Genomic DNA, 26494 nt, shown 5'->3' with positions numbered 1-26494 from the left:
GCAGGGCCCCCTCACCCTGACCCTCTCCCCCAAAGGGAGAGGGGACGCTAGAGCCGAAGCTGCGGCTGACCCGAATTCAACTGAATACCAAGCAACAGGACACAAGAGCCCATGGCAGGAGCAGCTGACCTACTCGGACCGAAGGCCGATCGCGCATTCGGGCTGAAGCTCGTCGCGCCGGCGATGATCATCCTGATCGTGCTGCTGGCCCTGCCGACGCTGCTCACCCTGGTCTACAGCCTCCACGATGTGCCGGCGAGCGGCTCGAGCTTCGGGCCGTTCGTCGGCCTCGAGAACTTCACCATCATCTTTTCGAGCCCGGTGTTCTGGCGTTCGGCCCAGGTGACGCTCACCTTCTCGGTCGGCTTCGTCATCCTCTCGACAGTGATCGGCCTCGCCATGGCGATGCTGCTCAACCAGCGCTTCATCGGCCGCGGGCTGGCGCGCGCCCTCTTGATCATTCCGTGGGCGACGCCCTGGTTGGTCATCGGCATCCTCTGGAAGTGGTTTGCCGATGGCAGCGTCGGCGGGCTCAACGCCGTGCTGATGATGCTGGGGTTGACCAGCGACTATCACCCGTTCCTGTCCGACCCGAACACCGCTTTGCCGATCACCGTGCTCGCCGCGGTGTGGCGGCAGGCGAGCTTTGCCGGCATCCTGCTGCTTGCCGGCCTGCAGACACTGCCTGAGGAACTGAACGAAGCGGCCCAGCTCGACGGCGCCAACTGGTGGCAGCGCTTCAGCAACATCACCCTGCCCTGGCTGCGGCCGGTGCTGATCACCGTCACCGTGTTCAACGTGATCTATGCCTTCCTGCAGTTCGACGTGGTCTTTGCCATGACCCAGGGCGGACCCGGCGACACCACCCAGGTGCTCAGCATCCTGATTTACCGGCAGCTGTTCGTGAACACCAATATCGGGCTCGGTTCGGCGCTCGCCGTCATCCTCGGCGTCGTCGCGCTGATCGGCGGCTTGACCATCGTCCGGCTGTTCTATCGCAGGGAGATGCACTGATGGCGTCCTCCGCCTTCGAGCGCGGCCGGCGCCGCAGCCTCGCCACCAGCGTCGCCATCTACCTGGGCGTCTTGGTGTTCGCCATCTGGATCCTGCTGCCGGTCTGGTACCTGGTGGTCTCGAGCCTGATCACCCCGTCGCAGCTGGGCGTCAAACCCTTCCCGCTGGTGCCCTCCAGCGTCACCCTCGACAACTATGCGGCGGTACTGTTCGGCAATACCGGCGGCAAGGGCATCGGCAGCACCGACATGGGCACCCGGCTGGTGCCGACGATCGGCCAGAGCCTCCTCGTCAGCTCGATCCTCGTAGTGCTGAACCTCTGCATCGCCGGCGCCGCCGCCTATGGGCTGTCGCGCTACCCGTTCCGCGGCGCCCGGGCGTTCGAACTGTCGGTGATCGCCACGCGCATCGTGCCGGCGATTGCCATTATCGGCCCGTTCTTCGTGGCGTTCCGCGTCATCGGCGTGCTCAACACCCCGTGGGCGCTGGTCATCAGCTACAACGTCTTCACCCTGCCGCTCGCCATTATGATCCTCAAGAACTACTTCGATCAGCTGCCGCGCGAGATCGAAGAGGCGGCCAAGATCGACGGCGCCACCCGGCTGCAGACGCTGTGGATCATCATCGTGCCGATCGCCCGGCCGGGCCTCGTCGCGGCGGGCGTGCTGATCTTCCTCGAGGCCTGGAGCGAGTTCTTCTACGCCCTGGTGCTCACCAACCAGCTCACCGTGCCGCCGCTGCTCGCCGGCTTCCAGTCAGTACAGCAGTTCAACTGGAACGCGCTCGCCGCAGCCACCGTCATGTCGATGCTGCCGCCGACCGTGCTGGTGCTGATCTTCCAGCGTCACGTCGTCGGCGCTCTCACCGCCGGGGTGGGCAAATGAGTTCAGCCATCAAGGCCGCCGTGCTCAGCGCCGGCGCCTGGTCGCAGTCGAGCCACCTGCCGGCGCTCACCGCCGACCCGCGTGTCGAGCTGGTGGCGCTCTCGAGCCCCAATGCCGAAATGGCGGCAAACCTCGGGGCGCAGTTCGGTGCCCCGCATTTTGCCGACTGGCGCGAAGCGCTGGCGCTCGGCCCCAACATCGTCGTCGTCTCGAGCCCACCCGTCGCCCACGAGGAACAGGTGATCGCGGCGCTCGAAGCGGGCGCTCATGTGCTGGTCGAAAAGCCCTTCGCGCTGAGCGCCGAGCCGGCCCGCCGGATGCGCGACACGGCAGAGCGGCTGGGTAAGGCGCTGCTCGTCGGCTTCGGCTGGCCGGCAGCACCGATCTTTGCGCTGAGCCGCAACCTGATCGAGGCCGGCGAGATCGGCGCCGTCGAACACCTGACCATGCACCTCGCAGTCAACACCCGGGCCCTGCTCTCGGGCAGCACCGATGGCGGCTGGGGCGGCAAGGCGGCATCAAGCACTGCCACCTATACCGACAAGGCGATCTCCGCCGGTGGCTCGGCTGCGGTGACCATGTCGCACCAGCTCGGCATGGTCGAGTGGCTGGTGGGCGAGCCGATCGTCGCGGTCAACGCCAGCACCTTTCCGCCAAAGAGCGACATCGACCTCCACACCACTGTTAATGCCGAGTTCGCCGGCGGCGGTTCGGCAGCGCTGAGCTCGGCTTCCACCCACCCCTACCTGGCGCGGCCGCAATGGCACTTCGCGCTCTATGGCCGGAACGGCCAGCTCTGGGCCGACTCGGTTGCCGACACGCTTCGCCTGGTGCGGGCCAGCGGTGAGGTAATCGAATATCGCGCCCCCGAGGCCTCCGGCCTCTACGATCCAGGCGCCCCGACCAAGGCCCTGATCGCTTGCGCCTTCGGCGCCCCGGCCCCGGCCGGCCTGACGGCGCGCCTCGCCGCCCACGTCGTCGCGGTGACCGACGCCATCTATCTCAGCGCCAAGACCAACCAGAAACTGCAGATCGAGACCCTATGAGCACCTCCACCCTGTTTACCGGCGGCCTCGTCGTCGACGGCCTCGGCAATGCGCCGGTGCGCGCAGATGTGCTGGTGATCGGCGATCGCATCGCCGGCATCTTCAAGGGCGCCCGCCGTCCGGAAGCCGATCGGATCGTCGCCATCGACGGCCTCTGCATCGCGCCGGGCTTCATCGACATGCACACCCATTCCGACCTGCAGGTGCTGGTGAACCCCGATCATACCAGTAAGCTCAGCCAGGGCGTCACCACCGAGGTGCTCGGCCAGGACGGCCTGAGCTACGCTCCGATCGACGATGCGACGCTCATCGAGATGCGCAGCCAGATCAAGGGCTGGAACGACGATCCGCCGGGCTTCGACTGGAACTGGCGCAGCGTTGCCGAATACCTCACGCGCCTCGACGGCAATGTCGCGGTCAACTGCGCCTACCTCGTGCCGCACGGGAACCTCCGCATGCTGGTGATGGGCAACGCCGCGCGGCTCGCCACACCAGACGAGCTCGAGCAGATGAAGGCGCTGCTCCGCACCGCGCTCGAGGAAGGCGGCGTCGGCCTCTCGACCGGCCTCACCTATGTGCCGGCGATGTATTCCGATACCGACGAACTGGTGGCGCTCTGCGAAGTGGTCGCCGAATATGGCGGCTTCTACTGCCCGCACCACCGCAACTACGGCACCGACGCGCTGGGCGGCTATGGCGAGTGCTTCGAGATCGCCCGGCGCTCCGGCGTGGCGCTGCACCTCGCCCATACCCACCTGAGCTTCGAGGCCAACAAGGGCAAGCTGCCGCAACTGCTCAAGATGTTCGACGACGCCATCGCCGACGGCGTCGATCTGAGTTTCGACGCCTATCCCTACCTCGCCGGCATGACGACGCTGCTGTCGCAGCTGCCCAGCTGGGCGCTGTCCGGCAGCGGCGACGAGCAGATGGCGCGGCTCAGGGATCCGGAGACCCGCAAGCGCATCATCGAGGCGCTCGACGTCATCGGCTCGGACGGCCACCAGGGCCTCACCGTCAACTGGTCGAGCGTTTATCTCGCCGGCCTGCCCGGTGCGCCGGAGATGGAATGGATGATGGAGGGCAACCTCGCCGACGCGGCGCGGAAGCTCAACACCTCGCCCGCCGAGCTGGCCCTCGACGTGCTGATCGCCACCGAGCGCGCCGCCCCTTGCGTGTTCTTCATCGGCATCGAGGAGCATGTTCGCACCCTGATGCAGCGCGAGGAACACACCGTCGGCAGCGACGGTATCCTGGTTGGCGACCGCCCTCATCCCCGCTCCTGGGGCACCTTCCCGCGCATGCTCGAAACCTATGTGCGTGACGAGAAGGTGCTGACGCTCGAGGAATGCGTGCGCCACATGACCAGCTCGGCGGCCAACCGGCTGCGGCTCACCGATCGCGGCCGGATCGCCGCCGGCGCCAAGGCCGATCTCGTCGTCTTCGACCGGGACACGGTCAAGGCCAACGCCACCTACGAGCATCCGCGCCAGGCGGCGACCGGCATCGTGCATGTCGTGGTCAACGGCCAGTTCGCCGTCGAGAACAATCGCGTCACCGGCCATCGCGCCGGCCGCACACTGACGCTGGGAGCCTGAGCATGGCCGCAACCGCAATCTCCATCGCCGACGACGCCCAGGGCTCGAGCTGGGCCGACCTGCCTGTTTCGACCCCCGGCCTGGTGCTCGATCTCGCCGTGCTCGATGGCAATCTCGACGAGATGGCGGCCATCGCCCGCTCGGCCAAGGTCGAACTCTTCCCGCACGCCAAGACCCACCGCATGGCCGAGATCGGCCTCCGCCAGGTGGCGCACGGCGCCGATGGCCTTTGCGTCGCCAAGCTCGGCGAGGCCGAGGCCTTCGCCGCCGCCGGGGTGCAACGGCTGTTTGTCGCCAACCCGATCGTCGGCGCCGACAAGGCCGAACGCGCCCTCGCCCTGTCACGCCGGGTCGACCTGACGCTCGCCACCGACAGCGAAGCAGCGGCCGCCAGCATTGGCGCGGTGTTCGCCGCCGCCGGCGCCACGGCGCGGATGATGCTGGCGATCGACTCGGGCCTCGGCCGCGAAGGCGTCGCTACCGACCAGGCCGCCGATGTGGCGGCAGCTGTCCACGCGGTGCCGGGCGTCGAGCTCGTCGGCATTTATACCCACGAAGGCACCACCTATGGTGCCAAGGACCATCCGGATCTGGCGAGCCGCGCCAAGGCCGCCGGGGCATTCATGGTCGGGGTCGCCGAGACGATCCGGGGTCGCGGCGTGCCGCTGCCGATCGTCTCGCTCGGTGCCTCCGCTTCGGCGCGCGAAGTGGCGCATGTACCCGGCATCACCCAGATCCGCCCGGGCATTTATGCTTTCAACGATGTCGGCCAGATCGCGCTCGGCAATGCCAGCCTCGAGACCACCGCCATCCGTGTCATCGCCACCGTGGTCAGCCATCCCGACCCCGAGCGCGCCTGTATCGACGCCGGTTCGAAATCGCTGAGCACCGATCTGGTGCCGGCCTCGGCGCATCGCGACGCTTTCCCCGGCATGGGGCTGATCGTCAACGCCCCCGGCTGGGTGATCGAGCGGATGTCGGAAGAACACGGCTGGCTGCGCTGGCATGGCCAGGGCGCACCGATGCCGCTACCAGTAGGGACACGGTTGGAGATCGTGCCGAACCATGTCTGCATGGCCTTCGCCATGCTGCGCCGCGCCAGTGTGGTCGAGAACGGCCGGGTCGTGGCGCATTGGGACGGTTTCGGTCCCGGCGCATCCGAGTAGGTCTTGTTTTGGGGGGAACGATGTCGGAGTTCAGGCTTGTTGCAGGGCAGTCGCTGCTGGTCGCCTCGCGCGGCATATTCGAACTGCATGGGCTGACCCGCTGGGTCGAGCAGGATGGCAAGTGGCGGGGCAAGACCCTGGCCCGCGTCAACCAGCTCTCGAGCCTGACGCGCCACCCTACCCTGCCGGTGGTCTACGGCACCTCGCGGGTCGGCATGGAGGGCGATATCCATGCCTGGCGGATCGAGGGCGACACGGCGATCACCCTCGGCGAGAAGTCGAGCGAGGGCGCCGAGCCTTGCCATCTTGTCGTCGATCCGAGTGGCCGGCTGCTGATCGTCACCAACTACACCACCAGCACCTTGGGCCTGCAGCGCCTCGCCGCCGACGGCAGTTTTGAGGGACCGATCGCGCAGCTGAAGCTCAGCGGCGGCGGCCCGGAGCTCGAGCGGCAGGACGACGCGCACCCGCACCAGGCCTTCTTCATCGGCGCGACGCTGGTGGTGATCGACCTGGGCGCCGACCTCATCCGTGAGTTCAGCCTCGACCTGTCAAAGCCCGGCGCCGACGCCCTGACCCAAGTGCGGGCGACGGCAGTGCCGGCCAACACCGGTCCGCGGCACGCCGTGGTGCTGCCCGATGGGCGGCTGGCGGTCAGCGGCGAGCTCGGCTCCAACCTCGTGGTCGGCCGGCTCGGCGATCCGGCCACCAGTTGGGCCAATGTCAGGGCGACGCAGCAGACTGGCCCGGGCAAGACCCGCTGGAGCCGCAACTATCCCGGCGATATCCAGCGCGCCCTGGATGGCCGTCACGTCTACTTCGCCAACCGCAGCCTCGACACCATCTCGACCTTCGAGGTCTCCGGCGCCACCCCGGCGCTGGTCGCCGAACGCGACAGCCAGACCCAATGGCCGCAGCATTTGCTGGTCACAGAAAGCCACGTGCTGGTCGCCGGCTGGGATTCCGGCGCGGTCAAGGCGCTGCCGCTCGCCAACGGCGTTCCGACCGGCGTTGAGCATCTGTTCGATTGTCCTGGCGCCGGCTGGCTGCTGCTCTGGGGCTGAGCCTTTCGTGTTGCGTACTGCCCAGTAGTGAGATGGACGGATCCAGATTTCCTGTGCCCGATCATCACCCGCAGTGGCAGGGCAACTAAGCCGATGCTACTGGACATCGGCGCCGAAACGAGCGAGCGGGGGGAGCATGGCAGCAGCTGAAGACGGTGCGCCGGCCGCCAAGGGATCGCGCAAACGCCGCAAACCCGTTCCCAAGGCAGAGTATACCGCTCCGGCGCTGGAAAAGGGCCTCGATGTGCTCGAGCTGCTGGCGACGCTGACCGTGCCGGTTACCCCGAGCCAGATCGCCCAGCGCCTCGGCCGTTCGCTGTCCGAGGTTTACCGCATGGTGATGGCGCTGGAGCGCCGCGGCTACCTGATCCGGCCGCCCGGTGAAGAAGCTCTGGTGCTCTCCACCCAGCTCTATGGCCTTGCGACGCTGTTCCCGCCGTTCCGCCGGGTCGTCGACGCCGCCCAGCCGATCATGAACGCTCTGGCGCTCGAGACCTCGCAGGCCATCCATATGGCGGTGCTCGATGGGCTCAACCAGCGCATCATCGCCCAGGTCGATAGCCCCGCCCCCATCGCCATCCGCCTGCGCGTCGGCGCCGCCAGCCCGGCCATCCGCGGCACCTCGGGGCGCACCATCATCGCCTTTCAGTCCAGCCCGGTACAGGCCTGGATTATCGGCCAGTCGGAGGCGCTGCTGCCGCCCGAGCAGGCGCGGCGCTACCGTGGCCGGATCGAGACCATTGCGAAACGCGGCTACGAGCGGATCGAAGGCGAGATGGTGCAGGGGGTGACCGACCTCAGCTTCCCGATCATCAACACGGCCGGCATCTCCATTGCGGCACTGACGATGCCGTTCCTCACCAGCCAGCAGATCATCGTCCCCTTCGACGACGCCGCGATCATGCTCTATCGTGCCGCCCGCAGGATCTCGGAGTCGATGGGCGGCACCCTCCCCGAGCCGCATTTCCCGCTACCGCCAGACGTGCAATGAGCGAGATCAATCCCTTCACCCCTGCTGATGCCGATCGCTTCGCCATCTGGGAAATGCTGGTCAGGCGCGACAGCGATTTCTTCCTCAGCAGCGACTGGTCGCTGGTTGCCGCCGACTATGTCGAGACCGGCTTTCTCGGCATCGATGCCGCGCTGTCGCTCGATCCGGCCGACTGGCGCCCGGCCTATGCGTCGGTTACCGCCTATCGCGATGCCGCCATCGCCGCCCGCTGGAACCCGGCAGAGTTCGCCGAGCCCCTGCGGGCCGCCTGGTTCCGCAGCCAATCGATCGACCGCATCGACATCAACGGCGACGCGGCGCTCGCGCATAAGCGCATCGATGGCCAGATCCGGCGCCAATCCGGGGACGCCATGATCCTCGCCTGGCGCTCGGTATTCCACCTCCGCCGCGAGCATGAGGCCTGGAAGATCGCCGGCTTTACCGGCTACCTGCCGCTGTAGCGGTACCAGCCCCCGGTGCACATATCCCGGGGTCAGCCGCGACCGGCGAAGATGTCCTTCTTGACGATCGCATGGACGCCCCAGTTGCCGTCAACGACCTGGGTGACGCCGAAATCGACGCCGATCGACATAAGCGACACCGCTTCGTCCTCGGTCAGCCCCTTGGTCGTCATCAGGAAGTGCCGCATCTTGCGGAACGCGTCGCGCAGCGCGAGGTCTACCGACGACTTCGAGTAGATGTCGCTCTGCGCCGAGGGGCCCAACTCCTCGAGGTAGTTGGCAAACGAGAAGCCGTGTACGAGCCAGTCGGTCTGGGTCTCCAGCATGGGATAGTTGAGCTCTTCCAGCGGGGTGCCGGCCAGGTCGGCCTTCTTGTGCAGGATAAACTGAAAGGTGCCGGTGAGGGAGCATTCGATCGCCGTGCCGCAGAGTTCGCTGTCGCCCTGACTGGCATGGGGGTCGCCGACCGACATCATCGCGCCTTCGACGGCGACCGGGTAGTACATCGTCGCGCCCTTGCCGATGCGCCAGTTGTCGATGTTGCCGCCGGTATAGCTGGGCGGCACGGTGTCGACGAAATCGGCTTCGGCGGGAGCCAGGCCAAGCGTGCCGAAATGCGGGCGAATAGGCAGCCGAATGCCCTTCAGCACGTCGTAGTTGCGCGTCGTCAGCGCGTGGTCGACCGGCACGCCGGGATAGTCGATGGTGGTGTGGGTAACACCGAACGGATCGGTCTGCGGCACCCAGGGGAAATTATAGACCGCTTCTGCCCAGCTCTTGCTGCCGGTGACGTCCACTTCATAGATGGTGATCACCTCACGCTTCTTGCCCTCGAGCATGTCGTTGTAGTGGAAGCCCCAGTTCGCTGCGGCGTTCGAGCCATAGGACTTGCCCGCGAATTTCGGGTTGGCAGAAGGCCGCGGGGTGCAGTCCAGGATGCGGACCTCGAGGATGTCGCCCGGTTCGGCGTCGCGCACGAACACCGGGCCGGTGAGGATGTGGACGCCCATGCCTTCGCCCGAGCCTTTCTTGTAGACGGCCGGGTCGGTCGGGCCGGCGCCGCGCCGGTCGACGCCCTTCTTGTCCTTGGTCCAGAGGTAGACGCTTTCGGCGCCTTCATCGCCCTCGACCATGCGCTCGAGATCGTCGCCCGCGTGGTGCGTCAAGGTCTCGATGGTCACGATGTCGCCCGAGTCGATCTCGACCTGCGGCTTCAGCGTCTTGCTGAAAAAGCCCCAATGCACTGTGTCGGCGGTAGCGGGGAGATAGTGGTAAGCGCGCTGCTGCGGCTGGCGGGCAGCAGAGGCCTGGGCCAGCGCCGGGGTGACCAGCGATATGCCGCCGCCGGCACCGAGGGCGGCAAGGCCACCCGCCGCCAGGAAGCCACTCTTGAGGAAGCTGCGGCGCTCGACGTTGAGATCCTCCTTGAAGCTTCGATAATGGGCCTCGAACTGAGGGCAGTTAACGTCATCGCCTTTGCACATGGGGTGTCCTTCGCCGGGGTTGCATCTACGCGCAACTATCCCGGTCAGGCCCGGCTCAGGCAATCGGGCGAAGAGGCTGTCCGGACCCCGGCTCGATCAGCTCCTGGCACTTCGTCTCTCTCTTTTTTTCAGCATTATCAACAAGGTACGTCGGAAGCAGTCCTCCGAGCCGAGCCTTGTCGGGCGCCTGCCTGACAGCCAAAAGGCAAGAGATTGTTCGTCTCACGGCAAAGACTGGCGGGTCGGCCGGGCTATGCTAAGCTCAGGGTTGGGAAGCTCTGATCGAGGTGGGTGCCGAAGCAGCGCCGCAGTCTGCGGCGCGTGAAGGGACACCATGAGCGCCGTCCGGTTCAGCGTCGAAACCGTGCCCCTCGACCGCCGCCGCGCCGCATGGCTGGAGCGGCTCGCACAACTGGGGCTGCAGGCCAGCGGAGCCAGCGGCACTATTGCGGTTTCGCCCTCCAGCTCCGGAGCTCTGCTCGCCGATCTCGCCGGTGAAGCGCAGGCGCTCGAGAGTGTTGCGCACGGGCCTGGGGCGCCAGTGCTCCTGCTGCTCGTCGGCAGAGGCAGGGCGCGGCTCACCGCCGGGCGAACCGCGCTCGAGCTGGCTGACGGAGACCTCGTCGCGCTCGAGATGAGCACAGCCTGGCAGATGCACTGGCGTACCGATTTCCGTGCCGTCTTGCTGCGGCTGCAACGCGGGCCCCTCGCGGCGCGGCTGGGCCGCGTGCCGGTGCGGCTGCCGGTCGTGCTGGGCCGCACGGTGGCGGCCGCCGCGGCTCGGCCGCTGTTGCGGACGCTGGCCGCTGATATTGAGAATCTCGGCCAGGCCGATCTGGCCGCCGGCGAGATCGCGCTCACCGAACTGGTGGCAAGCGCCTTGCTCGGTGAGGCAAACGCCCCGGACGGCGGGCTGACCCAGGTGCAGGCGGCGCATTTCCGAAGAGTCTCGGCCGCGATCGACAGCCAGCTCACCAACGCCGATCTCGGGCTCACCGATATCGCCCGCCAGGAGGGGATGTCGGCACGCTACCTGCAGCGGCTGTTCGAAGGGCGGGGCGAGAATTTCTCCGACCATGTACGGCAGTTGCGGCTGCAGCGCTGCAAGGTGGACCTGCTCGATCCGAACCACGCACGCGAAAGCGTTGCCGCCATCGGCCAGCGCTGGGGTTTTCGGGATCAGGCGCATTTCAGCCGCGCCTTCAGCACGGCTTTCCGCATGACCCCCACGGAGATGCGCCGCGCCGCCGTGCCGGTCGATGACGGCTACTCCCAGCGTGGCAGGCCGACGACGCACCAGCCTGTACCGCCCGCGAAAACTCCGCCGGCCGGGCCGCAGGAGGCAACGAGGCCCGCGCCTGAGCCGTGGCCCGGTGATCGGCATCACCTGCCGGCGACCGCCGACACGGTACACTGGGGCTATGTAAGTCGCACGCTGCCACCGGTGCTGCGGGTTGAGCCGGGAGCCACCGTCACGATCGAGACGCTCACCCAGCATTCCGGCGACGACTGGGATCGGATGGTGGCGGGGGATGCTGGCGCCGAAAGCGTCTTCGGCTGGACGAGTGAAGGCAAGAACATCGACCGGCGCGGAGCCGGACCGATGAACGCCTCGGTGTTCGGGCGCGGCGCGGGCGAAGGGTTCGGGGTGCATATCTGCACCGGCCCCATCTACGTGCGCGGGGCGGAGCCCGGCGACGTGATCGAGGTTGAAATCATCGACATCCGGCCCCGGCCCAGCGGCAATCCGCTGCACACCGGCAAGGCCTTCGCCTCGAACGCCTCGGCCTGGTGGGGGTACCAGTATGGTGATCTGCTCGACCGGGCGAAGCGCGAGACCGTCACCATCTTCGAGATCGATCTCGAGCGCCCCCAAGAGGCTCGTCCGCTCTACAGCTACGTGTGGCAGCCGCAGGCCGATCCGTTCGGCGTCGTGCACAAGACCATGGATTACCCCGGCGTACCGGTCGATCACACTCTGGTCGAGCATCGCGCCGTGCTCGAAGGTATCGCCATTCCGGCGCGCCTGCATTTCGGCTTCGTGGCGCTGGCGCCGCGGGAGTCCGAACTCGTCGATTCTATCCCGCCGAGCTATTTCGGCGGCAATATCGACAATTGGCGCGCCGGCAAGGGGTCCCGGATCTACCTGCCGGTATCGGTGGAGGGCGGCCTGCTCTCGATGGGCGACGGGCACTTCGCCCTGTCCGACGGCGAGATCAACGGCACTGGGCTTGAATGCTCGCTGACCGGTGACATCCGCATCCGCCTCCACAAGGCTGGAGCCGCCGACGCAGCGGCCTGTGTCACCGGGCTCAAGGCGCCGTTGATCGAGACCCCCGACAGTTGGGTGATCCAGAGTTTCAGCCACCTCAACTACCTGCGCGATCTCGGTCGCAATGCCCAGGCTGAGGTCTATCAGAAGTCGACCGTGGACCTGGCGCTGCGCAACGCCTTCCGGCAGACGCGCCGGTTCCTGATGGACGTCTACGGACTGAACGAAGACGAGGCGCTGACCATCATGTCGCTCGCCGTCGATTTCGGCGTGACCCAGGTTGCGGACGGCAACTTCGGCGTCCATGCCGTTATCGACAAGGCGATCTTCCGCGGTCGCAGCATGCGCTAGCCGAACCTAGCGAGTACGAAGCCGGCCCGCGTCAACCCGGTGCATACTGCGTCCGGCCAATGATGGGCACGCCAGCGCCAATCAACCCAAATCCGAAAGCCACCTCTTCCAGAGCCGACCCAACCGTGGTCTAAGCAACGCCATCCACAGGGGTGCTCCGTATTGCCGGGGCTGAGATGCTGCACGCTAAGTGCGCGGACCCTAAAGCTGATCTGGGTAATACCAGCGGAGCGAGGCGGGCGATGTTTTCCGGCGCACAGATTTCCCTTTATCCCATGGCCGACGATTTCGTCGGCGTCATCCTGTCGGCGCTTGGCGCGCTCGATCCCTATCGGGACCGGCTGCGCATCGAGACCGACGATCTCTCGACCCTCCTGGTCGGGCCGCCGGAGGTGTTGTTTCCGGCCATGCGCGACCTCTTCGTCGCAGCGGCGCAGGCCGGCAAGCATGTCACCTTCTCAGCCGCCATTTCACGCGGCTGTCCTGGTGAGCCCGATGAGGCGATCTGCAACACCAACGCGCTCGCCGATCCGCTCGAACCGCTGGCCGTCCGCCAGGCGACCGCCCATGCGGCTGTCGCCTCGGCAGCCGCAACCGGCCAATCCATAGCCGCCCAGTTCTCGCTTTACGTGATGGGCACCGGCCAGCACATGGACGAGATCTATGGCTGCATCGACTTCCTGAAGAGCTCAGGTGTGTTCGATCGCTCCAAGCACTTCTGCTCGGTGCTGCGCGGCGATGCCGGTCCGGTGTTTGCGACGCTGGCCGAGGCCTTCTGCCGGTTCGGGCCGCCCGAAGGACACGTCACCATCGACCTGACCGTTTCCGCGAACAGCCCGACCGCCCGCTAAGGCACGTCTGCTTTTCCTTCAAGGTCCATGTCGATGCCTTTCATCCGCCCGGTCGCGGCACGCGCCGCAACAGCCTTCAGCCGCCTGTGGCCTGCCCTGCTCTCGGTCGGCGGCCTGATCCTCCTCTGGGAGGCCTATGCCCAGTTTTCGGGGATCCCACCGACCACACTGCCCTCGCCCTCCCGGGTGCTGATGCAGGCCGCACTGCAGCATCGGGCACTGTGGGACAACACGCTCCCCACCCTCACCGCCACCCTCCTCGGCTTTGCCTGCTCGGTCTCGGCCGCCTTCGCCTTTTCGGTGCTGATCGACTTCTTCCGGCCGCTGCGGCGCGCCCTGCTGCCGGTCTTTGTCATCAGCCAGACCCTGCCGATGATCGCCATCGCGCCGCTGGTGGTGCTGTGGTTCGGCTTCGGCCTCGCGCCCAAGATAATGCTGGTGGCGCTGGTCACCTTCTTTCCAATGCTGATCGCGCTGGTGCAGGGCTATGCCGCCACCGCCGACGAGATCGAGCAACTGGTGGCCTCGATGGGTGCGCCACGCTGGCGCATCTTCCTCATCGCCCGCCTGCCCTCGGCCCTGCCCTTCTTCTTCGCCGGCCTCAGGATCTCCATCACCTATGCCGTGGTCGGCGCGATCTTCTCCGAGTATGCCGGCGCGGCCAAAGGGCTTGGCATCTATATCCTCAACGCCAAGAACAACTTCCGCCCCGACCTCGTGCTGGCCGCCGTCACGGTCAGCGCCACCTTGACGCTGCTCCTGTTCGGAGCGACCGTTCTGATCCAGCGCCTGTCGATGCCCTGGCTGCGCCTCTCCGGGAGCGAAAGCCTATGAGCGCCGCGCGCCTCGAACTGCGCGGCATCGCTAAAGCCTTCGGCGATCTCCAGGTGTTGGGCGAGCTGTCCATCGCCGTTGGCAAAGGCGAGTTCGTTTCCATTCTCGGCCCATCCGGTTCGGGTAAATCCACCATCTTCAAGCTGTTGACCGGGGCCTTGCGCCCCGACACCGGCGCCATGCTGTTCGATGGCGCCCCGCTTCAGCCCGACCACCGCCCTTTCGCCTTCATGCCGCAGCGCGACGCCTTGATGGATTGGCGGCGGATCATCGACAACACGACATTGGGCCTCGAGGTGCAGGGCATCGGGCGCACCGCGGCGCGCCGGCGCGTGGCGCCACTGTTCGCCGAGTTCGGCCTTTCCGGCTTCGAGCACCACTATCCTGCCCAGCTCTCCGGCGGCATGCGCCAGCGCGCGGCGCTGCTCCGTACCGTGGTGCAGGACAAGGACATGCTGCTGCTCGACGAGCCGTTCGGCGCGCTCGATGCTCTCACCCGCGCCGATATGCAACGCTGGCTCGAAACCATGTGGAGCCGCCACGGCTGGACCACCCTCCTCGTTACCCATGACGTGCGCGAAGCGGTGCTGCTGTCCGACCGCATCTATGTGCTGTCGGCCCGCCCTGGCCGCGTCATCGCTGAAGTTGCCGTGCCCCTGCCGCGCCCCCGCCGTACCGGCGCGGCGGTCGCCGCCATCGAGGCCGGCATCCTCGATCTGCTCCTCTCCGCCCCAACCCAAAGGACTTGAACGATGAACCTCCGCCACCTGGCGCTCGCCGCCGCCTGCCTCATTGGCCTCGCCGCCAGCCCGGTCGCCGCGCAGCAGCACGTCACCATGGCCCTCGATTGGACCCCCAATACCAACCACATCGGGCTCTATGTGGCGCGTGAGCTCGGCTACTATGCCGAGGCCGGGCTCGACGTCGAAATCCTGCCTTACACCGACACCTCCGCCGGCGCGCTGGTGGCCAACCATGTCGCCGATTTCGGCATTGTCGGTTCCATCGGCTTCATGACCCAGCGCGCCGCCGGCGCCGACCTGAAGGGCGTCTACGCCGTTACCCAGACCGAGACCGGCCGGCTGGTGTTCAACGCCGACCGCGCCGACATCCAGCGCCCACGGGATCTCGATGGCCTGACCTATGGCGGCTTCGGCAGCGCCTGGGAGAATGCCCTGATCACCTCGATGATCCGTGCGGATGGCGGCGAGGGCACGTTCGAAACCGTGACGCTGGGGACCTCTGCTTATGAGGCGCTGGCCAATGGCGCGGTGGATTTCACCCTCGAAGTCTACACCTGGGAGGGGGTCAAGGCCGAACTCGACGGCAAGGCCCAGCGCGCCTTCCGCTATGCCGATTTCGGCGTCCCCGACCAGCACACCACCCTGATCGGCTCCAGCGAGGCGTATCTCGATGCAAATCCGGAGACCGCCACGGCTTTCATCAGCGCCACCGAGCGCGGCTACGCTTACGCGGTCGAGCATCCGGACGAAGCCGCCGACATCCTCATTGCCGCCAATAGCGACGTCCTGACCGATCGGGCGCTGATCCGCGCCTCGCTGCAGGCCTTGATCGACGGGCACTATCTGCAGAGCGCCGATGGCGTGATTGGCGCCATCGCGCCCGCCAAAATGGAAGCCATCGGCCAGTACCTCTTCACCGCCGGCATCCTGCGCGACGGCAACGGGGTGGTGCTGGCAGACAAGCCTGACTTCTCGACTTACTTCAGCAACCAGTACCTGCCGGCCGAATAGCTCATAACTGCGGCGCTCAATCTCCGGGTTGAGCGCCGCACCGGCTTACTCATCCCGTCATCCAGGTTCGGAGCTGTGGACGCGTGTTACCGCCTCTCTCGGCGGGCTCTGCCGACCGAAATCACCCGTCCTTCGCCAGACCACCTTCGCGCCGGTTTTCATTGGTTGGCGCCGCTGAAATCGGCAACGAGACCGCGGGCGCCCGGCACGATCATCACCCCGTCGCTGTCGCAATCGAAGAACTTCGCCATCGCCCCGAGGCCCCGCGCCGTTCCGTTGGCCTGTTCGGCGGCGGCATCCACTATGGCGACAACGCAGCCCGGCGCCTCCCGCAGCCCGACCTTGCTGACCACCAGCGCTTCGGCGCTGCGGCCATCGACGTCGATCAGGAAGCGAAGCACCGCTGCCTGGACACCGTCCTCGTCCTCCAGCCATTCCACCGTCTTGCCGACGCTGTTGAAGGCCGAGAAGGTCTCGAACGCCTCGTTGCGCACGCCGAAATCGACATCCATCCGCGCATCGCCTTCCGAGACGAAGACGTCGAACCCGCCATGCCCCGGGCAGCGGAGGTCCGCGCCACCCGCTTCCTCGTAGACCTTCAGCACCTCGCAGGCATCGAGGTCGAGCGGCGTGTAGCTGCTCTGTGCCGACGCCGATCCAGCAGCGAGGGCGACGACGGCTATCAGGACGCTGACGAATGCTGTGCGCATGGCTGATCCGGGAAGTGTCAGCTGCCGGTGCGGAAAATGTAAGGCCCCGGCGGGAGGCTTAGCGCTGCGCCTAATCCTCCTCGACGAACACTTCCTTGCGCTTCCGCCGGGTCGCCGGCAGCAGCGCGACGATCACCGCGGCCAGCGCCATGGGCCAGCAGCACCGCCGAGATCGGTCGCTCGACGAACACCAGCGGGTCGCCCTTCGAGATGATCATGGCGCGGCGCAGGTTCTCTTCCAGCGGCGGGCCGAGCACGAAGCCGAGAAGCAGCGGCGCAGGCTTGCACCCGACGCAGGCGCCGCGCCGCCCCCTCAACGAAAAGATGGCGCGGCTGGGCGTCAGGCGGTGAGGCGACCGCGCAGGTAAGCCCGCACTTCGTCAGTTGGCGACGAAATCCGCCGTCTCGCCGCTCCCCAATCGCTCTAATGCGGCCGGTTGCAATGGGCCACGAAAGCCGAGATCGCTTTCGCGCCTCGAAGGCTGCCCGCCATATCGGTTTCATGCCCGCCGGCGGTCATGCGAAGCCAACCATTGGCGGCAAAGGCCTTGATGAACAAGGAATCGCCGGCGATGCCGTTCGATGTGAAGGACGGCATTTCATCTTGATCGGTCTTGCCGGCGAGTTGCAGCGTCTGATTGCCCGAAACCAGCGTGATCTCGGTCAGGTCGCCGGGGACGCCGGCGATCCCCGCGAAGATGCGCCCACCGCCCTCCTCGCAGGAGAAGTTCAGCGGCTGATCGTCGGTATCCGCTACCTCATAGGCCAGAATGGCCGGACGCGTCCGATCCTCTTCGTCGATCCGGATCGCCCAGTCATAGCCGTCCGTCGGCTTCGGCACCGGGCTTTGCGCCATTGCACCGACCTGCGATGCAAGCAAAAACAAACCGCAGACCAGCACGAAGTATTTGCGCATAATGACCTTTTCGGCAATCTTGGCGGACGACGCGTTCACGGGCAACCCCTGCGTTTGCCTGCAGCATCTTGCAGTTCAGCCCAACTCTCCAGCTTCTCCCGGAGTACCATGCGTACCATCAGCATTCTTTCCGTTCTCCTCTCGCTAGGCCTGATGACGACCGTGCCGGCCGCCGCCGCCCCGAACGAGGTCGCGCCCGATCTCGGCGTCTATGTCGGCAAGTATGTCTTCGACAAAGTCGAGGGCGTGAGCTTTCTCGAGCATCCCCTGGTGCGCGCCGCGATCGAAGCTGCCGCACCAGCGGGCCCGGTGCGCGACCAGGTGTATGTCACCGATGCGGTCACCACGCCTGTCATCAAGGTGGGGCAGCGGCTTTATGTCCGCAGTTACGACCCGGCCAGCGGTGGCGACGTCAACTGGGGCATCCTGATCGCCCTCGATGGCAGCAAGGCTGCGCTCTGCTATTCGGAGGGTGTCGAGCCGGATGTGCGTGGCGCCGACTGGTATGCCGAAGGCGAGAAGGCCTTCACCCTCTTTCTCATGTGCCCGTCCGAAGCCGGAGAGATCGAGCAAACCCTCGGTGATTGGCCGATCGGCCCCATCCCGGGCTGACCGCCACAGGCGTCGTCGTCGCAGCCCGACCCCGGGCTGTGGCCTTGCAGTGCCGCCCACCCTGTTCCCCGCCCGACGCTGCTCGCCGGCGTCCGTGTCCGACGCATGCGCCGTAGCGCGGCGGCTCATTGATAGCTCCACTCGATCACGGCCAGATCCGATTGGCCGCCGGGCAGCTCCCAGCGCGCGTAATCGCCATAGGTGACGACCTGCACCTTCCTGCCGGACGGCTCGTGGACGAAGTACATGCTGCAATAGCCGTCGCCTGAACAGGATTCGAGCTCGGGCAGCTGCCGGCAGATATTGGTGTCGTCTTTCGGGCCGCCAGGACGGCCGTAGACATTGGCATCGCATTGCGGGTCGACGAGTGGTGTCCACGTCGCGCCGAGTATGGCGGTGCGGAACTGCAGGTAGTTCATCTGCTCGTCGACGATGCCGTCGAGCTGTCCCGTTTCGACCGCCTGGGCGGCGACCGCGCTTGTTACGGCCAGCCCGAACAGGACGACGTATTGGAACGGACGAAAACGCTTCATTGCATGCTTCTCCTTGGCGGCGTCAGCCGCGTGGCCCCTTCGCCAGGGCCCATTCCCGCACCATGTCGCTCGCCCGGCCCAGCCACGTCCGGGCAGCGTCGGGCTGACGAAAATTGCAGCCGAAATCGAAACGCAGCGAGCTTGTCCGATCGCCGCGTTGCCAGCTCAGCGCTCCCGTCCCCTGGTCCGTTACCGCTCCGTCACAGGGCAATTCGCGCAGCGCCTCGAGCGGCTGCAGTATCGCGCGGATGCGCGCAAAACCTTCTGGTCCGGCGTTGAACTGGCCTTCCGCCTCGATCCGGACAGTCGTGCGGTAAGACCCCCGCCCCGAACGATCGATCGACCATTCGGTCCGACCGCCGCTCCAACCATTGCCGGTGCCGACATAGGAGATCCGCTCAGGCGTAACTGCAGACGAGGAGTCTCGGGACGCCTCTTGTGAACCGGCCGTGCCGGCCAACGTCACCGCGAGCAAGAATGCGAGAGACCGGCTCATTGACCCGCGCCTAGCGCGTCGTCTTGCCTGTATCGAAATCGTGCACGAACAGCCCCGCCTTGCGGCTGTCGAACAGCGCCTGCAGATCGCAGCTCGCGCTCTGCTGCTTCTTGCAGTTCGTCTGCGCCGCTTGCTTGGCGCGCCGGGCCGACGTCTCGGTGGTCGCGCTGTCGTTGTTGCCGCCCAGGCGATACGCCTGGATGAAGCCGTTGCCGGTCAGCGCGTTGGTTTCGCACGGCAGCGACGTGTCGGCGCTGCACGCCTCGATCGCCGCGGCGCTCGCGGCATCGGCACTACGGTAGCCGCTCGCGACGTAGAGTTTGGCGTTGTAGCCGTCGTCGGCACCACCGACGACCCATGCGGACGCGGCGAAATACTTGCGCGCATTGGCGCCAGGGAAACGCTGGTTGGTACTGGCGCGGATCGTTGCGAAAACCTCGCATGGCAGCAGCTGCTTGGCCGAACATTCAGCCATCACCTGATCGCGATCGGCGCCGCCCTCACCGAGCCAGCCCCTGTAGAAGTATCCCTCTTTGTCGCGGATGATCGCGATCGATGAGTTCGACCAGGTGCCGCCCGACGTACAGCCGCCACCCATCACCCTGTTGCACGCGTCGAGCGCACCTTGCTCGCCGATATTGTTCGCGCCGCTGTAATTGCCGTCGACCCACACATCGGCGGCGTCGACATGCCAGGCGATCGCCGCAAAGCTGCCATCGCTGGGCGCCGAGGGTTGCTCCGGGGCTGCGCCGCTGTCATCGCGAGCACATAGAGGTGTCGGGGCGACGCCGGGGCCATTGGGGGCCATCCCCACCAGCCGCTCCCCCGGCCCGGGGCCGTTGCAGGGATAATGCTGCGCCTGCGCCAACGCCGGCGACAGGCACCAGACAAGGGCGATCAACAGCATTTGCCCAACCCAGCGCATATCGCCGAAACGCTTCATCATGTTCATCCTGTGGTGTTGAGATAACAGGCGATCATCGGATCTCCCGTCCCGAAAGAAGATTTCGGCGACCGGCTGCGATCCGGCCCTCAGTGGCGCGAGAAATCTGCGAACGGCTTCTAATCGCTACGAGCGGCACTCGACTTGACGCGGCAATATGCAAATAACTCATGCGATGAGTGCCGATGGCCAAAGCGCGTTGACCGAAGACGCAGATGCGCGGATCGAGCTGCGCCGGATGACCCGACAGCTCGGGGTGGTCTACTGGGCCTCGGTCTTCCTGATCGCCAGCCTGCTCTGGCACTTTGTCGGTGTCGACGCATGGGTATCGGCGCCGGGAAAGCTGGTCTGGATCACCGCCAGCATCGTCATCACCTTCGCCATTTCGGCGCTGCTGCTGCGCTGGCGCAATTTGTCCTTCCTGCACAAGGCCATCCTGTGCTTCGTGCTCACGCTGCTCTGCTCACCGTTTTCCGCCAGCATCGATTTCCTCATTGCATCCTGGTACTTGTGGCCGCAGAAGCCGGCTTTCGCGCCACGCGATTTTGTCTACAGCCTGATCGAAAACAGCTCGTTCCTGTTTGGCTGGGCGTGCCTCTATGTGGCGATGCTCTACAGTCACGAAGTGCGCCAGCAGGAGCAGCGGCTTGCGGCAATCCGGGAAGAGGCGCTCAAAGCCCAGATGCGGGCGCTGCGCTATCAGATCAATCCGCATTTCCTGTTCAACACCTTCAACTCCATTGCGGCGTTGATCGAAGAAGGCATGCCAAACGAGGCCAAGCGGATGGTCGTCGTCCTGTCGGAATTTCTGCGGACGACGCTGACCCTCGATCCGCTCAGCGATGTTCGCCTGGATCGCGAACTGGCGCTGCAGCAGGACTATCTGGCGATCGAACGCGAACGCTTTTCCGATCGGCTGAATTTCGCAGTGGATGTGCCCATCGAATTGAACGGCGCGCTCGTACCCAGCCTGATCCTCCAGCCTCTGGTCGAGAACGCCATCAAGCACGGCGTGGGGCAGGCGAGCGCGCCGATGTTGATTCGCATCGAAGCCGCGGCGATGAATGAAGACCTCAGGTTGGTGGTCACCAACGATGTCGCTCCCGATCGCGCAACGACGGAACCTCCCTCGACCGGGATCGGGCTGGCCAATGTCAACGAACGGCTTGCTGCCCGGTTCGGCGCTCGGGGGCGATGCACCGCGGGCTATGATGGTCAAGGGAAATGGGAGGCGGTCGTCGAGCTGCCGCTACGTTACGAATGAGTGGATTTTCGGTGCTGATTATCGACGACGAGCCGCTCGCACGCGGCCGGATCCGGCGTGCCCTGGCGGCAATGGCGGACGTCTATGTCGCGGGCGAAGCGGCCAATCTCGCCGAGGCCGGCATGCTGATCGAGCGATTGCGCCCCGATGTCATCACGCTCGATATTCAGCTGCCGGGCGGCACCGGCTTCGACCTGCTGGAGCGGCTTGGTCCGGCGGCGCCGGCAACGATATTCGTGACCGCCTTCGACCATCAGGCCCAGCGTGCCTTCGACGCGCATGCCATCGATTATGTAACCAAGCCGCTCGAACCGGCGCGTTTGCAGCTGGCAGTCGCGCGGGCCTGCGCCCGGCTGCGGGCCAGCTCAAACGAGGAACGGGTTGGCGAGCTTCAGGAAGTGATCAGGGCCCTGCGGCACGCACTGCAGCAGACCGAAGGTGCCGGGCCGGATTTCTGGGTGCGCTCGCGCGGCGACTATCGGCGCCTTGCCTTGCACAACGTCACGCACATCGTTGCCGAGCGCGACTATGTCCGCATCTTCAGCGACGGGGACAGCCACCTGCATCAGGAGAGCCTGACATCGCTGGAACGGCGGCTGCCGCCGAGAATCTTCGTACGCGTGCATCGCGGTGCGATCATCCGCAGGGATGCCATCGTTCGCTTGCGGACCGCGCAGTTTTCGACCTTGATCGTAGAACTGGTCGGCGGCAGCGAAATCCGTGTCGGGCGAACCTACGCTGCCAAAATGCGTGCCGAACTGGCGCGCGGCGTGATCCCGGATGTGCGCTGAATTGAGGGGGCATAGTGCCGAGCGCTGGGCGTCGGTCGCCTATGGCAAACACTACGGGGCTCCCATGATTTCGGGCACCAGCGAACGGGCCGCCTGGCGCAGTTGCTCGGTCCAGCCGTCGTCGATCCAGCGATAGGGGCGGCGGAGCCGCGTGCCGACTGGGGCCCAGTTCCCGACGGCAGCCAGCAGCTTGTCGAGCGCGGCGTTGGAGTAGCCATGGTCGCGGCGGAACGGGACGATGTGGTCGTCCATGAAGCTGCAGAGGCGGCGTTCGATATCGCGGGCCGCCTCCGGGTCGGTGAGCATCAGCTCCGTCCAGCGCTGAGCGCCCGAGGGGCTTAGGCAGGCGACGTTGGAGAAGGCGCCGGCGGCGACACCCTCGCGCACGCCGGTCGCGAGGTGGTGGCCGGGCACGTAAAGGGCCCAGTCGGCGAGGTGCTGCCGAGCCTCGGCGTACCAGTCTGCGTCGCCGTCACCAAGCTTGACGCCGACCACTTGCGGGACCTGCTCGAGGATGGCGGCCAGTTCCGCTGGCCCCAGCACGCGCTTGGCGTGTGGCGGGTTGTAGAGGATGAGCGGGATGGCGCCGGCCGCCTCGGCAGCCATCACGAGAAAGTCGACGGCCTCGGCGTTCGACAGCGGCCACCAGTCGGGCAGGATCACCTGGATGCCATCCGGCGCCAGCGCCGCAGCCCGCCGCACCCGGTCAAGCGCCAGGCGCGGGTCGGGCTGGCATGCGCCGATGACGAAGGGCATGCCGGCGGCCCTGCAGCTTCGCGCCAGCAGCTGCTGGATGGCATCGAACTCCGCTTCCGTCTGGTTGTGGAACTCGCCCGCCGTGCCGTTGGAGTAGATCCCGTCGACCTGGGCGGCGATCAAGACGTCGATCTCTGTGCCCAGCCGCACGAAATCGATGCTGTCGTCGCTGTCGATCGGCAGCAGCAAGGTCGCCCAGTTGCCGCGAATTTTGCCCCAAGGCGCGTCACGCCGTTCCAGCTTGTTCATCGTCGCCACTCATAGGACATCCAATATGTCTTGATGGATATCCTACAAGTTGATATCAAGCAATCAACGAAGACGGGATTGACCAGCCACCATGATCGAAACGAAGTCGCTACAGCCGCTGACCAAGCCACAAACGCTGCACGCCTCGGTGCAGGAGAGCCTCAAGGCCTATATCGACGAGAACCGGCTGCGCGGTGGCGATCCGCTTCCCCCCGAGAGCTTCCTCGCCCAGCAGCTGGCGGTCAGCCGCAACTCGGTGCGCGAGGCGATCAAGGCGCTGGAATCGGTCGGCATCCTCGAGACGCGGCGCGGTATCGGGGTGTTTGTCAGGGCCTTCTCGTTCGACCCGCTGCTCGAGCACCTCGCCTATGGCTTGCGAGGCTCGCTGCGCGAAGTCGGCGAACTCGTCGAGATCCGACGCGTGCTCGAAGTGGCGCTGATCGAGAAGACGGTCGAGATGATCGGCGAGGACGACCTCGCCGAGCTGCGGGCGGTGACCGATCGGATGCGCGTTCGGGCCGAGCACCACGAAAGCTTCGCCGACGAAGACAAGGCTTTCCATCTGCTGTTGTTCCGCTGCCAGGGCAACCAGATGCTGAGCAAGCTGATCGATGTGTTCTGGCTAGCCTTCTACAAGGCCTCGGACTTCGTCAACCTCGACAATCCCAACCCGCTCGCCACCTGGAAGGACCACCACGACATCGTCGAGGCGGTGGCAGCCCGGGACGTCGAGGCGGCGCGGGCGCGGCTCGATCACCACTATCACGGCATTCTGGGGGTCATCGCCAAGAACGGCGAGACCGCTCGTTAGAATAGGGACAACTGGGAGGACGACCATGAGACTGAGGACTTTGAGGTCAGCACTCGTGCTGACGACGACACTGCTCGCCCCTATGCTGGCGCTGCCAGCCCTGGCAGAGACCGGCAAGACCATCAGCGGCGGCTTCGACGTCGGCCCGGGTGGTTTTCCGGGCAACTTCAATCCACTCGCCGCGACCGCCGGCCTCACCTGGCTCAGCGTCTATTATGAGCCGCTGGTCATCTACAACGCCGACCTGACGGCGATCGTCGGCGACCTGGCGGAGAGCTTCGAGATCAGCGCCGATCAGAAGACCTACAGCTTCAAGCTGACCAGCGAGACCTGGCACGACGGCGAGGCCTTCACCTCGACTGATGTGAAATTCACGTTGGAGGCAGCCAAGAACGGTGACACCGGCAGTGTGTTCGCGGCGCGTCTCGGCGCCATCGAAAGCATCGCGACGCCTGATGACCGCACCGTGGTGCTGACGCTGAGCGCCCCCAATGCCGGGCTGCTCGATACGCTCACCAAGATCATGATGCTGCCCGAGCATGCGCTGGGCAAAGTCCCGCCGGCCGATCTCGCCAAGAGCACCTGGTGGTCGACGACGCCGGTCGGCACCGGGGCCTTCAAGTTCGAAAAATACGTGACCGACCAGTATGTCGAGGTCGTCGCCGACGAGGATTACCGCGGCGGCAGGCCGGCCGTGGACAAGCTGATCAACCGCTACTTCGAGAACTCGGCAGCCGCCGTCGCGGCGCTGCGCGCCGGGGAGATCCAGTTCACTTACGTCGAGGCAGATGACGTCGCGACCTTCAGCGGCAATGACCAGTTCAGGGTGATCGAGGGCCCGAGTTTCGTCGTCAACTATGTCGGCTTCAACCAGGAGGTGCCGTTCTGGAAGGATCTCAAGGTTCGCCAGGCGGTGATGTACGCGATCGACCGTAAGGCGATCATCGAGAGCCTCTACAACGGCGCGGCAACCGAAGCGAACTGCGGCTATGTCGCCGAACAGTTCGTGCCGGCTGGAATCGAGCCCTATGCCTACGACCCGGAGAAGGCCAAGGCGCTGCTGGCCGAAGCGGGCTGGGCCGAGATCAATGGCGACAAGCCGATCACCATCCTGACCTATTACAACAATCCGCTGTCGACGAACGTCCTCGCGGCGATCCAGGCCATGCTGGCGCAGGTCGGGATCAACATCGTGCCGCGTGCCGTGGACTCGCCGACCTATAACGCCGCGGTACTCGCCGCCGAACCGAACTTTGCCGACTTCCCGCTGATCTACGCCGGCCTGCAGGATGGGCCGGAGCCGTCCAACATCAATGTGGGCCTCAACGAATCGATGATCCCGCCGGCCGGCACCAATGCGCTGCGTATCCGCATGCCCGAGGTCAGTGCAGCCTTCGACGCCGCGCTTGGCGAGACCGATGCCACCAAGCGCGACGCCCGCTACCAGACGGTCTGCCAGGCGATGAACGCCAACCTGCCCTGGGCCACCATGTGGGTCGCCAACCGCTATGGCGTTGCCTCGACCAGCCTCGAGCACTTCGTCTGGACCCCGGCCCCGGGCGGCGGTCCGTTCGATGCCGATCCCGAGAAGTGGGATCTGGGCAACGCTCAATAGCCGCGCGCTCCCGACGTGACAGGAGGGCGGCTCCGCCTGCCCTCCCCCCCGCAATCCGCGTGAAATTGCCCATGCTCACCTTCATCCTGCGCCGCCTTGCGCTCGGCCTCATGATGCTCATCGCGCTGAGCGTCCTGGTGTTCGTGCTGCTGCGCCTGGCGCCCGGCGATCCGATCGATGCCTATATCGATCCCAACGTCTCGGTGTCGCAGGCCGAAATGGCGGCGATCCGGGCCCGCCTCGGCCTCGACCAGCCGCTGCCGGTCCAGTACCTGGCTTGGCTGGGAGCAGCAGCCACCGGCGATCTCGGCTACTCGATCCAGCGCAGCGGCGTCCGCGTGCTCGAACTGGTGTTCGAGCGCATCGGCCCGACCCTGCTGCTGATGGCCACCGGTCTGGTCCTCTCGATTGTTTTCGGCATCGCTACCGGCATCATCGGTGCGGTGCGCCGCAATTCGACGACCGATATCGGGCTCTCGGTCGCCGCCTTCGTCGGCATCTCCAGCCCGGCATTTCTCACTGCGTTGCTCGGGCTCTATGTCTTCTCGGTGCAGTTCCGCGTCGCGCCGTCTGGCGGCATGCTCACCCCCGGCGTACCGTTCTCCCTCGGCGATCTCCTCGCTCACCTGATCCTGCCCGCCGTGCTGCTGTCGATCGGCCAGGCGGCGCTGATCATGCGCTACATGCGCGCCTCGATGCTCGAAGTGCTGAACCAGGACTACGTGCGCACGGCCCGAGCCAAGGGCGTCCGCGAGTTCTTCGTCATCGTGAAACACGCGCTGCGCAATGCGCTGCTGCCGGTAATCACGCTGATCGGCTCGACCATCGGCATGGCCATTGGCGGCGCGATCTTCATCGAAAGCGTCTTCAACTGGCCCGGCATGGGCCTGCTTATGGTCAATGCCGTCGAGACTCGCGACTATCCGGTGATCATGGGCGCAACACTGGTGATCGGCGCCTGTGTCATCCTGGTCAACCTGCTGACCGACATCACCTACGCCGCGGTCGATCCGCGCATCCAGGTGGCGTGA

At 66.0% G+C, this 26494-nt stretch carries 26 protein-coding genes, 1 pseudogene and 1 riboswitch; of the genes and pseudogenes, 19 read left to right on the top strand and 8 right to left on the bottom strand.

Annotation, left to right across the window (positions count from 1 at the left end; genetic code table 11):
• The first annotated feature begins 111 nt into the window (after window positions 1–111).
• The 8 genes from ASC68_RS05310 to ASC68_RS05275 all read left to right on the top strand — a co-directional run bounded on the left by ASC68_RS05310 (window position 112) and on the right by ASC68_RS05275 (window position 8221).
• Window positions 112–1014, top strand: coding sequence for a sugar ABC transporter permease (locus ASC68_RS05310; protein WP_055875764.1), 903 nt, complete (start codon window positions 112–114; stop codon window positions 1012–1014).
• Entirely contained in the window at window positions 1014–1898 is an 885-nt protein-coding gene (locus ASC68_RS05305) for a carbohydrate ABC transporter permease (RefSeq protein WP_055875761.1), read from the top strand. Before ASC68_RS05310 ends, ASC68_RS05305 begins: the two co-directional genes overlap by 1 nt.
• On the top strand, window positions 1895–2944 hold the full coding sequence (locus tag ASC68_RS05300) for a Gfo/Idh/MocA family oxidoreductase (RefSeq protein WP_055875759.1): 1050 nt from the start codon (window positions 1895–1897) through the stop codon (window positions 2942–2944). Before ASC68_RS05305 ends, ASC68_RS05300 begins: the two co-directional genes overlap by 4 nt.
• Window positions 2941–4539, top strand: coding sequence for a D-aminoacylase (locus ASC68_RS05295; protein ID WP_055875755.1), 1599 nt, complete (start codon window positions 2941–2943; stop codon window positions 4537–4539). Before ASC68_RS05300 ends, ASC68_RS05295 begins: the two co-directional genes overlap by 4 nt.
• Before the next feature lie 2 nt (window positions 4540–4541).
• The gene (locus ASC68_RS05290; RefSeq protein WP_055875753.1) at window positions 4542–5705 is read left to right on the top strand and encodes an alanine racemase; all 1164 of its coding nucleotides are present in this window, start codon (window positions 4542–4544) and stop codon (window positions 5703–5705) included.
• Between the two features lie 20 nt (window positions 5706–5725).
• Window positions 5726–6769 (top strand): beta-propeller fold lactonase family protein, encoded by a 1044-nt coding sequence (locus ASC68_RS05285; RefSeq protein WP_055875750.1) that lies wholly within the window; start codon window positions 5726–5728, stop codon window positions 6767–6769.
• A 136-nt stretch (window positions 6770–6905) separates the two neighbouring features.
• Window positions 6906–7760, top strand: coding sequence for an IclR family transcriptional regulator (locus ASC68_RS05280; RefSeq protein ID WP_055875748.1), 855 nt, complete (start codon window positions 6906–6908; stop codon window positions 7758–7760).
• The gene (locus tag ASC68_RS05275) at window positions 7757–8221 is read left to right on the top strand and encodes a hypothetical protein (protein ID WP_055875745.1); all 465 of its coding nucleotides are present in this window, start codon (window positions 7757–7759) and stop codon (window positions 8219–8221) included. The genes ASC68_RS05280 and ASC68_RS05275 overlap by 4 nt, the downstream gene beginning before the upstream one ends.
• Before the next feature lie 32 nt (window positions 8222–8253).
• Here ASC68_RS05275 and ASC68_RS05270 read toward each other — a convergent pair whose 3' ends face one another.
• Window positions 8254–9705, bottom strand: coding sequence for an acetamidase/formamidase family protein (locus tag ASC68_RS05270; protein WP_055875742.1), 1452 nt, complete (start codon window positions 9703–9705; stop codon window positions 8254–8256).
• Between the two features lie 334 nt (window positions 9706–10039).
• Between ASC68_RS05270 and ASC68_RS05265 the strand changes: the two genes are divergently transcribed.
• The 5 genes from ASC68_RS05265 to ASC68_RS05245 all read left to right on the top strand — a co-directional run bounded on the left by ASC68_RS05265 (window position 10040) and on the right by ASC68_RS05245 (window position 15767).
• Entirely contained in the window at window positions 10040–12328 is a 2289-nt protein-coding gene (locus tag ASC68_RS05265; RefSeq protein WP_055875739.1) for an acetamidase/formamidase family protein, read from the top strand.
• Between the two features lie 138 nt (window positions 12329–12466).
• A riboswitch (TPP riboswitch) is annotated at window positions 12467–12580 on the top strand.
• Entirely contained in the window at window positions 12571–13179 is a 609-nt protein-coding gene (locus ASC68_RS05260; protein WP_055875736.1) for a YkoF family thiamine/hydroxymethylpyrimidine-binding protein, read from the top strand. It overlaps the preceding riboswitch by 10 nt.
• A gap of 27 nt (window positions 13180–13206) precedes the next feature.
• A complete protein-coding gene (locus ASC68_RS05255; protein ID WP_055875733.1) occupies window positions 13207–14013 on the top strand; it encodes an ABC transporter permease in 807 nt (268 codons plus the stop codon).
• Complete coding sequence (locus ASC68_RS05250) at window positions 14010–14762, top strand: ABC transporter ATP-binding protein (RefSeq protein ID WP_082527897.1); 753 nt, start codon at window positions 14010–14012, stop codon at window positions 14760–14762. Before ASC68_RS05255 ends, ASC68_RS05250 begins: the two co-directional genes overlap by 4 nt.
• A gap of 3 nt (window positions 14763–14765) precedes the next feature.
• Window positions 14766–15767 (top strand): ABC transporter substrate-binding protein, encoded by a 1002-nt coding sequence (locus ASC68_RS05245; RefSeq protein WP_055875730.1) that lies wholly within the window; start codon window positions 14766–14768, stop codon window positions 15765–15767.
• A gap of 158 nt (window positions 15768–15925) precedes the next feature.
• On the opposite strand, the gene ASC68_RS05240 is transcribed toward ASC68_RS05245, so the two are convergent.
• The 3 genes and pseudogenes from ASC68_RS05240 to ASC68_RS05235 all read right to left on the bottom strand — a co-directional run bounded on the left by ASC68_RS05240 (window position 15926) and on the right by ASC68_RS05235 (window position 17432).
• Window positions 15926–16477, bottom strand: a complete 552-nt coding sequence (locus ASC68_RS05240) for a hypothetical protein (RefSeq protein ID WP_055875727.1) — start codon at window positions 16475–16477, stop codon at window positions 15926–15928.
• Window positions 16478–16547: 70 nt separating this feature from the next.
• Window positions 16548–16776: pseudogene (locus tag ASC68_RS28220) on the bottom strand (tripartite tricarboxylate transporter permease); the annotation flags it as partial.
• 125 nt (window positions 16777–16901) lie between these two features.
• Complete coding sequence (locus ASC68_RS05235; RefSeq protein ID WP_055875724.1) at window positions 16902–17432, bottom strand: hypothetical protein; 531 nt, start codon at window positions 17430–17432, stop codon at window positions 16902–16904.
• A gap of 69 nt (window positions 17433–17501) precedes the next feature.
• Here ASC68_RS05235 and ASC68_RS05230 point away from each other — a divergent pair, with 69 nt between their 5' ends.
• Window positions 17502–18005, top strand: a complete 504-nt coding sequence (locus ASC68_RS05230; RefSeq protein WP_055875722.1) for a hypothetical protein — start codon at window positions 17502–17504, stop codon at window positions 18003–18005.
• Window positions 18006–18130: 125 nt separating this feature from the next.
• Here ASC68_RS05230 and ASC68_RS05225 read toward each other — a convergent pair whose 3' ends face one another.
• From ASC68_RS05225 to ASC68_RS05215, 3 genes are read right to left on the bottom strand one after another with little or no spacing between them, the layout of a single operon-like run.
• Window positions 18131–18538 (bottom strand): hypothetical protein, encoded by a 408-nt coding sequence (locus ASC68_RS05225; protein WP_055875719.1) that lies wholly within the window; start codon window positions 18536–18538, stop codon window positions 18131–18133.
• Between the two features lie 22 nt (window positions 18539–18560).
• Window positions 18561–19034: a hypothetical protein gene (locus ASC68_RS05220; protein ID WP_055875715.1), complete on the bottom strand. Its 474-nt coding sequence runs from the start codon at window positions 19032–19034 to the stop codon at window positions 18561–18563.
• Window positions 19035–19044: 10 nt separating this feature from the next.
• Entirely contained in the window at window positions 19045–19977 is a 933-nt protein-coding gene (locus tag ASC68_RS05215; protein ID WP_197421049.1) for a DUF4189 domain-containing protein, read from the bottom strand.
• Between the two features lie 175 nt (window positions 19978–20152).
• Here ASC68_RS05215 and ASC68_RS05210 point away from each other — a divergent pair, with 175 nt between their 5' ends.
• Entirely contained in the window at window positions 20153–21241 is a 1089-nt protein-coding gene (locus ASC68_RS05210; protein ID WP_055875708.1) for a histidine kinase, read from the top strand.
• A gap of 11 nt (window positions 21242–21252) precedes the next feature.
• Window positions 21253–22032, top strand: a complete 780-nt coding sequence (locus ASC68_RS05205) for a LytTR family DNA-binding domain-containing protein (RefSeq protein ID WP_248310489.1) — start codon at window positions 21253–21255, stop codon at window positions 22030–22032.
• Between the two features lie 51 nt (window positions 22033–22083).
• Here the strand turns inward: ASC68_RS05205 and ASC68_RS05200 are convergent, their stop codons facing one another.
• Window positions 22084–23037: a dihydrodipicolinate synthase family protein gene (locus ASC68_RS05200; RefSeq protein WP_055875702.1), complete on the bottom strand. Its 954-nt coding sequence runs from the start codon at window positions 23035–23037 to the stop codon at window positions 22084–22086.
• A 94-nt stretch (window positions 23038–23131) separates the two neighbouring features.
• On the opposite strand from ASC68_RS05200, the gene ASC68_RS05195 reads away from it, so the two are divergent.
• From ASC68_RS05195 to ASC68_RS05185, 3 genes are all read left to right on the top strand, one after another.
• Window positions 23132–23848, top strand: a complete 717-nt coding sequence (locus ASC68_RS05195; RefSeq protein ID WP_156384798.1) for a FadR/GntR family transcriptional regulator — start codon at window positions 23132–23134, stop codon at window positions 23846–23848.
• 25 nt (window positions 23849–23873) lie between these two features.
• Complete coding sequence (locus tag ASC68_RS05190; RefSeq protein WP_055875696.1) at window positions 23874–25463, top strand: ABC transporter substrate-binding protein; 1590 nt, start codon at window positions 23874–23876, stop codon at window positions 25461–25463.
• A gap of 71 nt (window positions 25464–25534) precedes the next feature.
• Complete coding sequence (locus tag ASC68_RS05185; RefSeq protein ID WP_055875692.1) at window positions 25535–26494, top strand: ABC transporter permease; 960 nt, start codon at window positions 25535–25537, stop codon at window positions 26492–26494.

The organism is Devosia sp. Root105 (assembly GCF_001424865.1).
Classification (GTDB): domain Bacteria; phylum Pseudomonadota; class Alphaproteobacteria; order Rhizobiales; family Devosiaceae; genus Devosia_A.
Note: the sequence above shows the minus strand (reverse complement) of the source record. Positions and strands in the feature narration are given on the sequence as shown.

Bases quoted from the DNA above. Each gene is read 5' to 3' on its own strand.
- ASC68_RS05310 (WP_055875764.1), top strand. From the start codon at position 112: ATGGCAGGAGCAGCTGACCTACTCGGACCGAAGGCCGATCGCGCATTC.
- ASC68_RS05305 (WP_055875761.1), top strand. From the start codon at position 1,014: ATGGCGTCCTCCGCCTTCGAGCGCGGCCGGCGCCGCAGCCTCGCCACC.
- ASC68_RS05300 (WP_055875759.1), top strand. From the start codon at position 1,895: ATGAGTTCAGCCATCAAGGCCGCCGTGCTCAGCGCCGGCGCCTGGTCG.
- ASC68_RS05295 (WP_055875755.1), top strand. From the start codon at position 2,941: ATGAGCACCTCCACCCTGTTTACCGGCGGCCTCGTCGTCGACGGCCTC.
- ASC68_RS05290 (WP_055875753.1), top strand. From the start codon at position 4,542: ATGGCCGCAACCGCAATCTCCATCGCCGACGACGCCCAGGGCTCGAGC.
- ASC68_RS05285 (WP_055875750.1), top strand. From the start codon at position 5,726: ATGTCGGAGTTCAGGCTTGTTGCAGGGCAGTCGCTGCTGGTCGCCTCG.
- ASC68_RS05280 (WP_055875748.1), top strand. From the start codon at position 6,906: ATGGCAGCAGCTGAAGACGGTGCGCCGGCCGCCAAGGGATCGCGCAAA.
- ASC68_RS05275 (WP_055875745.1), top strand. From the start codon at position 7,757: ATGAGCGAGATCAATCCCTTCACCCCTGCTGATGCCGATCGCTTCGCC.
- ASC68_RS05270 (WP_055875742.1), bottom strand. From the start codon at position 9,705: ATGTGCAAAGGCGATGACGTTAACTGCCCTCAGTTCGAGGCCCATTAT.
- ASC68_RS05265 (WP_055875739.1), top strand. From the start codon at position 10,040: ATGAGCGCCGTCCGGTTCAGCGTCGAAACCGTGCCCCTCGACCGCCGC.
- ASC68_RS05260 (WP_055875736.1), top strand. From the start codon at position 12,571: ATGTTTTCCGGCGCACAGATTTCCCTTTATCCCATGGCCGACGATTTC.
- ASC68_RS05255 (WP_055875733.1), top strand. From the start codon at position 13,207: ATGTCGATGCCTTTCATCCGCCCGGTCGCGGCACGCGCCGCAACAGCC.
- ASC68_RS05250 (WP_082527897.1), top strand. From the start codon at position 14,010: ATGAGCGCCGCGCGCCTCGAACTGCGCGGCATCGCTAAAGCCTTCGGC.
- ASC68_RS05245 (WP_055875730.1), top strand. From the start codon at position 14,766: ATGAACCTCCGCCACCTGGCGCTCGCCGCCGCCTGCCTCATTGGCCTC.
- ASC68_RS05240 (WP_055875727.1), bottom strand. From the start codon at position 16,477: ATGCGCACAGCATTCGTCAGCGTCCTGATAGCCGTCGTCGCCCTCGCT.
- ASC68_RS05230 (WP_055875722.1), top strand. From the start codon at position 17,502: ATGCGTACCATCAGCATTCTTTCCGTTCTCCTCTCGCTAGGCCTGATG.
- ASC68_RS05225 (WP_055875719.1), bottom strand. From the start codon at position 18,538: ATGAAGCGTTTTCGTCCGTTCCAATACGTCGTCCTGTTCGGGCTGGCC.
- ASC68_RS05220 (WP_055875715.1), bottom strand. From the start codon at position 19,034: ATGAGCCGGTCTCTCGCATTCTTGCTCGCGGTGACGTTGGCCGGCACG.
- ASC68_RS05215 (WP_197421049.1), bottom strand. From the start codon at position 19,977: ATGAAGCGTTTCGGCGATATGCGCTGGGTTGGGCAAATGCTGTTGATC.
- ASC68_RS05210 (WP_055875708.1), top strand. From the start codon at position 20,153: ATGAGTGCCGATGGCCAAAGCGCGTTGACCGAAGACGCAGATGCGCGG.
- ASC68_RS05200 (WP_055875702.1), bottom strand. From the start codon at position 23,037: ATGAACAAGCTGGAACGGCGTGACGCGCCTTGGGGCAAAATTCGCGGC.
- ASC68_RS05190 (WP_055875696.1), top strand. From the start codon at position 23,874: ATGAGACTGAGGACTTTGAGGTCAGCACTCGTGCTGACGACGACACTG.
- ASC68_RS05185 (WP_055875692.1), top strand. From the start codon at position 25,535: ATGCTCACCTTCATCCTGCGCCGCCTTGCGCTCGGCCTCATGATGCTC.